The sequence below is a fragment of the Mycobacterium sp. RTGN6 genome, assembly GCF_033804605.1.
In the GTDB taxonomy this organism is placed as follows: Bacteria; Actinomycetota; Actinomycetes; order Mycobacteriales; family Mycobacteriaceae; genus Mycobacterium.
The window spans coordinates 402,753-415,210 of sequence record NZ_JAPZKZ010000005.1; the positions used below are offsets into that span (position 1 = coordinate 402,753).

A 12,458-nucleotide genomic window follows, 5' to 3' on the forward strand; every position below is an offset into this window, starting at 1 on the left:
GGGCGCCCGTCATGCGGCAGTCCCAGACTCCGATGCAGGGGCGCAGTCCTCCTCGAGCTGCTCGGGCATCTGAGCGGCGAGATGTTCGGCGAGGGATTCGATTGTCGGATAGTCGAACACCGCGGTGGCGTTGATCGTGAACGCGCTACCGAACTGACCGAGCAACCGGTTGCGAAGCTCGACCGCCATCAACGAGTCCATGCCGAGCTCCAGGAAGCGACTCGCCGCCCCTGGCGGTTGCGCGAAGCCCAGGATCTGTTGCAACTCGGACTGAAGATGCTCGGTGACGAAGGCACCGCGCTGCGCCTCGGGCACGTCGTACAGCCGCCGGAGCATCGCACTGTCGCCCGGAGTCGCCGAACCTGCGCTCGGCAGCACGTGATCCAGGATCGGCGGGCGGGCACTACCCAGCAGCTTCGCCGCCCGCTGCCAATTGGCCTTGAGCGCGATCGCCTGCCCGATTCCGTTTGCGACCACCTCGCCGAGCGCGTTCAGTGCGGCGCCGGGTTCCAGCGGAATCAGGCCGCGGGCACCGAGATTGGCGCGCGCGGCCTCGGAGTCGGCCATGCCGCCGTTCGCCCACGGGCCCCAGTTGATGCTCGTCGCGGGCAGGCCCTGGGCCTTGCGATGGGCGACCAGTCCGTCGAGCATCGCGTTGGCGGTGGCGTAGTTGGCCTGGCCGGGTGCTCCCAGCACACTGGTGCCGGACGAGTACACGATGAAGAACTCGAGCTCGTCGTCCTTGGTCATCCGGTGAAGATGCCAGGCGCCGAACGACTTCGGAGCCAGCGTCGTGCGGAAACGGTCGAGGGTCTGCTGAGGCAGCAGCGCGTCGTCGAGCACGCCCGCCAGGTGTGCCACGCCGCCCAGCGGCGGTAGCTCCGCACGAATGCGCGCGAGCAGCTCGCGGACCTGACCCTCGTCGCCGACGTCGGCCGCAAAGGTATGGATCCGGCAGTGGTAGCGCTCCGTCAGCTCGTCGATGGCCTGTCGCGCGACGGGATCGGGTGGCCGCCTGCTGGTCAAGACGATGTCCGCGGCACCGAGTTGCGCCAAATACGCCGCCGTGTGCAGCCCGAGCGCGCCAAGGCCGCCGGTGATCAGATAGCACCGATCTTCGCGCGGCTTCAGCGGATTCGGCATCTGGAGCACGATCTTGCCCACGTGGCGCGCCTGCTGCATGCGGCGAAACGCCGTCTTGGCCTCCGCCAGCGGATAGATCTCGACCGGAAGCGGCGCTATCTCGCCGCTGGCTAACCCGTTGGACACGACGGCCATCAAGTCGCGGATGCGCTCGGGTTCCGTTGCCATCAGGACGTCCAGCGCAAGGATCTCGTAGTCGATGTCGGGACGGACTGCCGCCATCTGCTCCGCGGTCCAGATGTCGCGCTTGGCGATCTCGACGAACCGTCCGTTCGGTGCCGTCGCCCGCACGGTGGCCGCCACGAACCCCTCGCCGGTGAGACTGTTGAGCACTACATCAACACCGGAGCCGCCCGTGTCCGTCAGGATCTGATCTGCGAAGTCGGTACTGCGCGAGTCGTATACGTGTTCCACGCCCATCCTGCGCAGCGTCGCGCGCTTGTAGGCGCTTGCGGTGGCGAAGACGATCGCGCCGCGTAGTCGAGCCAGTTGGACGGCGGCCAGACCGACGCCACCGCTGGCGGCATGCACGAGCACCCGATCACCGGCCTGCAGCTTCGCCCAGTCGAAGGCCAGCAGCGCCGTAAGCACCGCCGTGGGTGTGCTTGCCGCCGCTATCGCGCTGATCCGCTCGGGTACCAGGGCCAGCAGTTGGACGGGCACGTTGACCCGGCTGGCCATCGCGCCCGGCCACACGCCGAAGACACGTTGCCCGAGCTCGAATTCGGTGACGTCCGGACCCATCGCCGTCACCGCGCCGGCGAAGTCGCCGCCGACCGGCCCGGGATCGCCCGGGTAGAGCCCGAGCACGTTCAGCACATCGCGGAAGTTGACGCCCGCCGCCTCCACCCGGACCTGCACCTGGCCTGCCGTCGGCGGCGCCGGCTCCAGCTCGGTCACCCGCAGGTTGTCGATTGCACCCCGTTGGGTCGGCGCGAGCACGTAGTCGGACGTTCGCGGTACCGCGAGGTAGCCGCTTCGCGCCCACGGCAACACCCGCGGCACCAGTAACTTCCCTTGTCGCAGCGCCAGTTCCGGCTCGTCGCCGGGGCTTCCGAGCAGGCTCGCCACCAGGCGCGCAGCGTCGTCGGATCCATCGACGTCGACCAGCCTGCACCGCAGCATCGGTTGTTCGCCGATGACCGTGCGGCCCAGCCCCCACAGCGCCGCCTGGACCGGGTCGACCGGCTCGCCGGCCTCCGTCGCAATAGCCCGTTCGGTGACGACCCACAGACCGCCAGCGAGACTAGTGCCCTCCTCCGCCAGCAGGACGTGGACGGCGTCGAGCACGTTGCCGAGCTCGGCCTCCAGCCGGGCCGCGAATACGGTACTCGACTCTTCGTCGTCGGGACGTCCGGTGGCCCGCAGCACGATGCCAGACACCGGCAGGCCGTCTTCGGCGGCCCGCGCGAGGAGTTGCCGCCACTGCTCGGGATCGGCGACCCTGCCGACCGCGACGGAATTCGGCAGTTCGGCCGCCAATTCGTCGAACCCGGCCACCAGCCAACTCCCGATCGAGCGCTCGGCGCCATCCGACGCGGGAGGTGGGGTCTCCCGCCAGCCGACGCCGTACAACATCCGCGTCGCATCGCCGCCGAGACTCCGCAACAACGCCTCCCGCGGTGCCCGTTTGACCGTGAACTCGCGAATTCCACCTAGGTTGCGACCGTCTCCATCAAAGAAGTCGAGGTCGAAGACCTGCACCTCGCTATCGATCCCGCTGGGCTGCCACCGTGCCCGGCAATAGAACCGCCGTGGCATCCGTTCGCGTAGCACGACCTGCCCATAGCGCAACGGCAGGAACAGATCCGAGTCGACCTCGGTCTCCGATGCCACCGCGAAGAGCGCGGCGCCTGCGATGCCGGTGCAGAGATCGAGCAGCACCGGATGGACCGGCTCGCGGCCCACGTGCTCGGCCAGCTCGTCGCCGACGGTGATGTCGCCGACCGCCTCCCTGTCGCCGACCCACAGCGATTTCAGCGACGATCGCCACACGGGCCCGAGCGCCAGTTCGTTGTCCACGAAGGCGTCGAATAGTTGTTGTGGGCGGGCGCGGGTCAGCCGCTCGAGCGTGACGTCGATGGGATCCGCGGATTCGGTCGTCGAGTCGTCCTCGACGCCCGTGCGGACCGTGCCACCGGCGTTCAACGACCAATCCGATTCCGGGTCACCGTACGGACGGCTGGATACCTGGAACGCCCACCCCTGGCCATCGTCGGACGGGTGCAGGATCAGCTGGACGTCACGGGAGTCCTTGTCGTTCAACAGAATGGGCTCGTAGAAGAACACCTCCTGAACCTGTGCGGGCGGGTCGACCGCGGCGAGCACCATGGCAGCGTAGGTGGCCCCGGGGACAACCACGGTGCCGTAGATGACATGGTCGGCGAGCCAGGGCTGCGACTTGACGCTCAGTCGGCTGGTGTAGACCGTGTCACCGGATGCGAGCTCCACTTTCGCGCCGAGAATCCCGGACACCGCGACGCCGCCGGAACTGACGCCGGATGTCTTCGGCCAGAAGGACCGGCGCTGGAACGGGTAGGTCGGTAGTTCGAGTCGGCGACGCGGCCCGCGCGCCAAGGCGGCGAAGTTGGGCCGGTGCCCGGCAACATACGCCGCGGCGACGGCTTCGGTCATCTGATGACGGGCGTCGACGCCCTTGCGAGCCGACGCGATCGCCCGCGGCGGGGTCGAGTGTTCCGGCCAGACCTGCAGCGCGGCCGCACTCAGAATCGGCTGCGGGCCGATCTCCATCAGCACCGAGCAGCCCAGCTGGGCGACGGCGCGCACGCTCTCGGCGAACTGCACGGGCTGCCGCGCATGCCGCCGCCAGTACTGTGCATCCAGCGGGGTCGCTGCCGTGAGCACGGTGCCCGCGCGGTTGCAGATCAACGGCAACGTCGGAGCGGCGAAGTCGAACTGCTGTGCGTACGCTTCGAATTCGGCGAGTGCCGGCTCCATCAGCTCGGAGTGGAAGGCGTGACTCGTGTCCAGCCAGGTGCTACGGATGTCCTCTTCGGTACACGTCGCGACCAACCGCTCCAGGTCCTCGGCGGGTCCTGACAGCACCGTGTTCGGGCCGTTGTAGGCGGCCACCGATACCCGAGGAAATTCGTCGGCGACGTCCTCCACGTGTTCGGGATCGGCGAACACCGCCACCATTCGGCCACCCTCGGGGAGACCGCCGAACAGCCGGCCCCGTTCCGCCACCAACCGGGCCCCGTCCTCGAGCCCGAACACCCCGGCCACACAGGCTGCCGCGTACTGGCCCACACTGTGGCCGAGCACCACGTCGGGCGCAATGCCCCACGACTGCCACAGCCGGGCCAAACCCAGCTCGACGGCAAAGAGCGCCGGCTGGGCAAATGAGGTGTGCCGCAACGACTCCGCGCCGGTGCCGAACAGGACCTCCAGCAACGGACGCGGCACGATCCCTTCGACCGCTTCCGCGCACCGCGTCACCGTCTCGGTGAACACGGGCTCCGCGTCGAACAACTCGCGCGTCATCCCCGCGTACTGGCTGCCCTGCCCGGTGAACAACCACGCGGTCTTCGGCGGGTCACCGCAGACACCGCGCACTACCCCAGGCGCCAGCCGATTCTCGGCCAATTCAGCCAGTGCCTCCCGCGCGCGTCCCACCGAATCCACCACGAGGGCGGCGCGGTGCTCGAAGTGCGAGCGTCCGGCACCGGCGGTGGAAGCGACGTCGGCGATGTCCACGTCGGGATGTGCGTCCAGCCAGTCCGCGTATCGCCGGGCCACCGCGACGAGCGCGTGGGGGGACCGCCCGGACAACGGCAGTACCGAAACAGATTCAAGGGACGAATCAGTCAGTGCCACTTCGGCTGTCGCGGGCGCTTCCTCGATGAGGACGTGCGCGTTCGTTCCGGAGAACCCGAAGGAGCTGATTCCGGCACGCCTCGGCCTTCCGTTGGCCTGCCAAGGGGTCGGCTTGTTCACCACCTGCACTGCGAGGCGGTCCCACGGAATGTGTGGCGACGGGTGTTCGAAGTGCAGGTTCTTCGGCAGGACGTCGTGTTCCAGCGACAGCACGACCTTGATCAAGCCGGCCACCCCCGCCGCCGACTCGAGGTGTCCGATGTTGGTCTTCACCGACCCCATCAACAACGGCACGTTGCGAGCTTCGGCACCGTAGACGGCAGCCGCGGCCTGAACCTCTATCGGGTCGCCCAGCGCCGTGCCAGTCCCGTGGGCCTCGAGGTAGTCGACGTCCCCGCCGGTGAGCCCGGCTCGCGACAGCGCCGCGGCGATGACACGTTGCTGCGCACCGCCATTCGGCACTGTCAAACCACCAGAGGCGCCGTCCTGATTGACCGCACTGCCCCGGACGACGGCCTGGATCCGGTCACCGTCGCGCACCGCGTCGCTGAGCCGCTTGAGCACCAACATCCCGCAGCCTTCACTACGCACGTAGCCGTCGGCCGCGGCATCGAAGGTCTTGCACCGCCCGTCGGGTGAGAGCATCCGCGCACGCGACGTCGCAATGGTGATCACCGGGCTCAGGAGTACGTTCACCCCGCCGGCCAGCGCGAGATCACAGTCGCCGGCGTGCAACGCCTGGCACGCCGTGTGAATGGCTACCAGCGACGAACTGCACGCGGTGTCCAAGGACACCGCCGGCCCTTCCAGTCCGAGCGCGAACGCCACCCGGCCTGCGATGACGCTGGTGGCATTGCCGGTGGCGAACTGGGCTTCGATGTCTTCGAAGCCGCTGCCGGACAGCACGTACGAGTATTCGTTGGCGCCGACTCCGACGTATACGCCACTTCTGCTGCCGCGCAACGCCGACGGCGCATACCCGGCCCGCTCGAGCCCCTCCCAGGAGGTTTCGAGGATCAGTCGCTGCTGGGGGTCGATCCACATCGCCTCACGCGGCGAAATGCCGAAGAACTCGGGATCGAATCCGTCGATCCCGTCGAGGAAGCCGCCGTAGCGGGTATAGATCTTGCCCGCTGCGTCGGGATCCGGATCGTAGAACTCGTCGACGTCGTACCGGTCGTCTGGGATCTCCCTGATCATGTCGACGCCGTCCGCCAGCAGCTGCCAGAACGCCTCCGCGTCCCGGGCACCCGGGAATCGGCAGGCCAGCCCGACGATCGCGATTGGCTCGTTCGCGGTCAACGTCACCACCGGGTCCGCCTGAGCCGGCACCCGATCGCCGAGGCCGAGGACGTCGGTCACGAGATAGCCCGCGGCATCGGTCAGATGGGGATGGTCCATGGCGAGCGTCACCGGCAGTTGCCTGCCGAACCCCCGTTCGAGCTTGCGATGCAGCTCGACGGCCATCAGTGAATCCATGCCGAGATCGAAGAATCCCGCGTCGTCGCGGATGTCCTGCGCATCGATCCGCGTGACGTCCGCGACGGCGTTGCGCAGGTACTCCAGCACGAGCTGCTTACGTTGCTGTACGGGGGCGGCCTCGAGTTCGGTGGTCAGCTGTGTCGCCGTCGATGACGTCGGAATCGCCGCGGTCTCGGGCAGCTCGCGCTCGATGTTCGACAACAACGACCGCTTGCGCTGCATCTGTTGGAACGGCACGAAGCGGGACCAGTCGATCCGGGCCACCATTCCGTGCGGTGCCGAAGACGTGATGAGCTCGGCCATCCCGGCCAGCGCGTCGGCCGACGACATCGTCCGGATGCCCACCATGTCGAGTTGTTCCCGCGTACCCCGGTCACCCATTCCCGTCGACCAGAGCCCGAACTGCACGCTGACACCGGGGACGCCGCGCTCGCGCAGCCGCCACGCCAACCCGTCGAGAAACGCGTTGGCGGCGCTGTAGACGATTTGACTCCTGGTTCCCCACAGCGCGGCGATCGACGAGGTGCACACGAAGAAGTCCAGCTGCAGGCCCGCCGCTGCTTCGCTCAAATACCAGGCCCCCCAGACCTTCCCCGCGAAGACCCGGTCGACTTCTGCGTCGTCCATGTCGAGCAGCGAGGTGGCGCCGAGTGCACCTGCGGCATGCACGATGCCGACCAACGGCGGCAGCTCCGTCCGGATGGTGGTCAGCACCCGCGCGACGTCATCCGGATCGGCGACGTCTGCCGCAAGCACCACGACCTCGCAGTTGCTCTGTTCGCGTATCGCCTCGATGCGTCGCCGAGCGTCCTGGCCCGGCGGCCGTCGTCCCGTCAGCACGAGCTGACCGGCACCGTGCGCGGCCAGATACTCGGCCAGCTCCAGTCCGACCGCACCGAGTCCACCGGTGACGAGATAGGTGGCATCACGGCGCAATTCGAGCGGTGCCGTCGCCGGTGGAGCCGACCGCCTCGACAGCCGTTCAAAGTAGGCGGCGCCATCCCGGAGCGCGAGCTGATCCTCGCCCGCCGGTGCGGCGAGGACGTGGGCGACCAAGCCGGGCCAGTCGTCTGCTCCGCCCGCAGCCATGTCCGCGAGCCCACCCCACAGTTGGGGATGTTCATAGGAGGCGGTGCGACCGTAACCCCACAGCAGGGACTGCACGGGAGAGACGGTGTCCGCCCGCGTTACCCGTTGGGCGCCGCGGGTCACCAGCCAGATGGGTGCCTCGAGCTCGGCAGCGAGCGCGGCCCGGAAGATCCGCTGCGTTCCACCAAGGACGTGGTGCTGCATCCGATCCAGCGACCGTACCGACGGAGCACCGTCGGGGTCGAGACCGGCGAGGTGCACGATGCGCAGCGCGGGTTGCTCGGCAGCGGCGGCGCGCAGCGCAGCCTCGAACTGCGCTTCGTCGGCGTCCGATCCTGGCATCGCCACGGTCCGGTGCCGGTGTCCGTGCGCGGTCAGCAGGTCGGCAAGGGGTGCAACGGTTTCGGCGTCGTCGGCGATCAGAAGCCAGGCCAGCCCCTCGATCGGGTCGAGTGCCGAAGCTGTAGTCGCCGCCTTCTCCCAGCCGAGCTCGTACCGGGCGTCGGCTATGGTCTGTGCGCTCCGTTGTTGATTGTGCTGGGCGGCCAGCTGTTTCAGGGCGCCGACGGTCTGGTCGTCACCGGCTGCGGCACCGACGAGCACGGCGAGCTCGTCGATCCGACCCTCTTCGAGAAGGCGGACCGTCTCGGTGCGTGTGGCATCGCCAGCACTCGACGTCGGGGGCGTCGAGTACCAGAACTTCCGGTGCTGGAATGGGTAGGTGGGCAGCTCGACCTTGCGGCCCTTCGCTGGTTGGACTGCGGCGAAGTCGGGGCGGTGTCCTGCCACGTAGGCCTGAGCGAAGGCGTCACTGAGCTGGCGCTGGGCAGAACCGCCGCGGCGCAGGGAAGCGATGGCCTCCGGCCTGCGCTCGGTGTCGGGCCACGCGCGCAGCGCCGCGGCGGTGAGCACCGGTTGCGGCCCAACCTCCAGGAGCAGCGCGCAGCTGAGCTCGGCGAGTGAGCGCACGCTCTTGGCGAATTCGACGGGCTGCCTCGCATGCCTGCGCCAGTAGTTGGCATCGAGTTTTGTCTGCCTGCCGATGGCAACGCCGGTGCGGTTGCACACCAAAGTGCGCTGTGGCGAACCGAACTCGAAACCGGACGCGTACGACTCGAACTCGTCGAGGATCGGATCGAGCAGCGCGGAGTGAAAGGCATGGCTGGTGTCCAGCCATTCACATCGAACGTCGTCGGCCGTCAGTCCGACCACCGCCCGCTCCAGATCCTCGGCCGGGCCGGACAGCACGGTGTTGGCGCCGTTGTAGGCCGCCACGGAGAGTCGCGGGAACTCGTCGAGGTAGCCCTCGACCCGGCCAGCATCGGCGAACGCGGCGACCATCCGACCGCCTGCGGGCAGACTCCCGAACAGTCGCCCGCGCTCCGCGAGCAGCAAGGCGCCTTCCTCGAGGCCGAACACACCGGTGACGCAGGCCGCCGAGTACTGACCGACGCTGTGCCCAAGGACCACGTCCGGTTCGAGCCCCCACGATTGCCAGAGTCGGGCCAGCCCCAGCTCCACCGCGAACAATGCGGGTTGGGCGTACGAGGTGTGACGCAGAGCCTCGTCTCCGTGTGCGCCGAGAATGACGTCCAGCAGCGGCTTTTCGAGTATCCCGTCGACCGCAGCAGCACATCGACTCACCGTGTCGGCGAACACCGGTTCGGTCTCGAACAGCTCCCGGCCCATCCCAACGTACTGGCTGCCCTGACCCGGGAACAGCCACGCCGTCTTCGGAGGGTCACCACACTCCCCCCGCACCAGACCCGGTGCCGGCCGATCGTCGACAAGCGCTCCGAGTAACTCGGTGGCGGATGCCGTCGAGTTCACGACCAATGCGGCGCGTTGCTCGAAGTGCGACCGCCCCACTCCTGCGCTGAAGCACACGTCCGACACGTCGGCATCCGAGTGCGCCGTCAACCAGTTCCGGTATCGGTGGGCGACTTCCACCAACGCCGCGGGCGTGCGTGCCGACAGTGGCAACACGGTGAAGCGTCCGTCGTCGGGCACCGCGACTTGTCCCGCCGCCGTATCAGGCTCGGCCGGTGCTTCCTCGACGATGAGGTGCGCGTTCGTCCCGGAGAACCCGAACCCGCTGACCCCGGCCATACGGGGCCGCCCGTTGCGCGTCCATGGGACGGCTTCGTCGACGACGCGCACCGGCAGCCTGTCCCACGGGATGTGCGGCGAAGCGTTCTGGAAGTTCAGGTGTTTCGGCAGCTCGTCGTGTTCGAGCGACAGGATGACCTTGATCAGTCCCGCGATCCCCGCGGCCGCTTCCAGATGCCCGACGTTCGTCTTGACCGACCCGATGAGAAGCGGTCGGTCGATGTCGCGTCCCGCGCCGTACGCCGCACCGGCGGCTTGCACTTCGATCGGATCACCCAGCGATGTCCCGGTTCCGTGCGCCTCCAGGTAGTCGACGTCGCAGGGTTCGACGCCGGCGCTCTGCAGCGCCGCGGCGATGACCCGTTGCTGCGCAGTGCCGTTCGGTACCGTCAGGCCACCCGATGCGCCGTCCTGGTTCACCGCGCTGCCGCGGATCACGGCCCGAATCCGATCACCGTCGCGGAGCGCGTCGTCCAGCCGTTTCACCACGACGACGCCGCAGCCTTCCCCACGGACATAGCCATCGGCGGCCGCGTCGAAGGTCTTGCACCGGCCGTCCGGGGCCAGCATGTGAGCCTGAGAGAAGGTGATCATCGTCGCCGGGCTGATCAACAGGTTCACCCCGCCGGCCAGGGCGAGGTCACACTCCCCGAACCGCAGGGCTTGGCACGCTTGATGAACGGCCACCAACGACGAACTACATGCGGTGTCGACCGTTATCGCGGGACCCAGCAGCCCCATCCGGTAGCTGATCCGGCCGGCTCCTGCGGCGGCCGACGTGCCGATCCCGAGGTAGGCCTCGATGTCCTCGAGGCTCATCGCGTTGGTCAGCAGACACAGATAGTCCTGCGTGGACAGCCCCATGAATACGCCGGTCTTGGTGCCCGCCAGGTCGGACGGCGCATTGCCCGAATGCTCCACGGCCCGCCACGCGGTCTCCAACAAGAAGCGATGTTGCGGGTCCATGATGGTGGCCTCGCGCGTCGACACTCCGAAGAAGGCGGCGTCGAACCCCGCAACGTCGTCGAGGAATCCCGCCCGTCGGGTCACCATCTTCCCGGCCGCGCCCGGTTCGGGATCGTAGAACTGCTCGACGTCCCACCGATCCCCCGGCACCTCCGAGATGGCATCGCGGCCCTGCTGCAACAGGTTCCAGAACTCGTCGGCATCGGGCGCGCCCGGGAAGCGCACCGCATAGCCGACGACGGCGAAGCCGTGATCCACGCCCTCGAGTTCGCGCACCCGGGCCCGCAACGTCTCGAGCTCCGCCTCGGTCTCGTGTGAAAGCGCGGTCACTTCTGGCCACCCATGATCTCGGCGAGCTTCTTGAACTTCATCGCGAGCTTCCAATCGCCCTTGATGCGCAGCCTTCCGAGGAAGAACAGTCCGCGCGGGTCGGCCCGCCCCTCGACCAACTTGACGAAGTCAGGCAGCGCCATGCTGATGGTGCACTGCGCGTCGCCGTCACCATCGATCACCCGCGGGTCGTCGGTGAGATCGACGATGAAGGTCCGCCCACCTTCACCGCTCAGCGCGAACTTGCACACCCCGCCGAACTCGCGCGCCTTGGCTGGCTCGTCGCGGATCATCGCGGACGCTCGATCCATCAGATCTTGAACTGTCGTCATGGACTCTTGCCTTCTCTCGGGGTGCTCACGCGTCGAGCCGCGCAAGCGCGGCCGAATCGGGGGTGGGGAACTTGGCGAGCGGGCGACCGGCTTCGATCGCCGCGAGTTCGCGCGCATAGAGCCTGCGCAGCAGGATGATCGCCGCATCCGAACTGCCGAGCCGGTTCTGCGACCGATCGGGTAGCACGCCCTGGCCGAGCAGCACGATGCCGTCCTCGATCAAGACTCGGTCCGGACGGTCTTCGATGTCCTCCCACCGCTCTCGGCCGCTGAGCACGGCGCGGACGACCTCGTCGACCGGCCTCAGCTGGGAGAGATACTCGCGGCTGTCCCGAACACCCTGCGCCACCATGGCTCCGACGTCAGGCGGCAGGTGGGCCGCGATGAAGAGGAAGAACATCATGTGGTTCTCGTCGTCAACCGGAACGTTCCACAGAAAGCTCTTGAAGCCGCGCAACACGCCCGCGCCCGCATTGAAGTAGAGCGTGTTCGGCATGATCAGCGCCAACCGGCGCACGAATCCGTTGTCGAACAGACTGGACTGCGTGAGTCCGAAATCCGTTGATTCGGCCGTGATCTCGGGCATTTTTCCGGCGTTGCCGTCGTCCTGGTAGACGCCGTCCGCGTGCACCCAGAATTGGTGCACGTCGTCGACGGTGTTCTCCAGGTCGTGGAAGTAGTTCCACTTGCGCAGCTCGACGATGTGAAATCGGCCGAACTCGTCCAGTTCCGGCCAGCGCGGCAACTCCGGCACCGGCGATTCACCGAGGTAGGTCCAGATGAACCCGAAGTACTCCTCCACGGGGTAGCTCGCGATCTGCACCTTGGCGGCAAAGCTCTTCGGCTCGGCGGGTTGGTCGACGCACTGCCCGGACTGGTCGTACTGCCATCCGTGGTATCGGCATCGCACGCAGTCACCTTCGACGATGCCGACCGACAGCGGCACACCTCGGTGCGCGCAGCGGCCCGCGATGACGTGCGCGCCGCCATCTTCGCCGCGGTAGAGCGTGAGCTCCTCGTGCAGGATCTTCAGCGGGACCGCACCGCCGGGTGGCAGGTCTTCCGCCACGTAGACCGGTTGCCAGCACTGCCGCAACAGATGACCGGCCGGCCGGCCCGGTCCGGTGTGCTCGAAGTCCGCGTTCTTGACACTGTCCATCCGTCGTCCTC

3 protein-coding genes are annotated in these 12,458 nt (G+C 67.9%); all 3 read right to left on the bottom strand.

The window, feature by feature from the left end; all coding sequences use genetic code 11:
• Nucleotides 1-9: 9 nt before the first annotated feature.
• Genes SLQ33_RS15370 through SLQ33_RS15380 form a run of 3 tightly spaced genes read right to left on the bottom strand, consistent with a single transcriptional unit; the run spans nucleotide 10 to nucleotide 12,447 of the window.
• On the bottom strand, nucleotides 10-10,902 hold the full coding sequence (locus SLQ33_RS15370) for an SDR family NAD(P)-dependent oxidoreductase (protein WP_319454754.1): 10,893 nt from the start codon (nucleotides 10,900-10,902) through the stop codon (nucleotides 10-12).
• A gap of 50 nt (nucleotides 10,903-10,952) precedes the next feature.
• A complete protein-coding gene (locus SLQ33_RS15375) occupies nucleotides 10,953-11,288 on the bottom strand; it encodes an SCP2 sterol-binding domain-containing protein (RefSeq protein ID WP_319454722.1) in 336 nt (111 codons plus the stop codon).
• Nucleotides 11,289-11,313: 25 nt separating this feature from the next.
• On the bottom strand, nucleotides 11,314-12,447 hold the full coding sequence (locus SLQ33_RS15380) for a Rieske 2Fe-2S domain-containing protein (RefSeq protein ID WP_319454723.1): 1,134 nt from the start codon (nucleotides 12,445-12,447) through the stop codon (nucleotides 11,314-11,316).
• Between the last annotated feature and the right edge of the window lie 11 nt (nucleotides 12,448-12,458).

What these genes read in the sequence shown, in the direction of transcription:
- SLQ33_RS15380 (WP_319454723.1), bottom strand. Translation starts at nt 12,447, where the DNA reads ATGGACAGTGTCAAGAACGCGGACTTCGAGCACACCGGACCGGGCCGG.
- SLQ33_RS15375 (WP_319454722.1), bottom strand. Translation starts at nt 11,288, where the DNA reads ATGACGACAGTTCAAGATCTGATGGATCGAGCGTCCGCGATGATCCGC.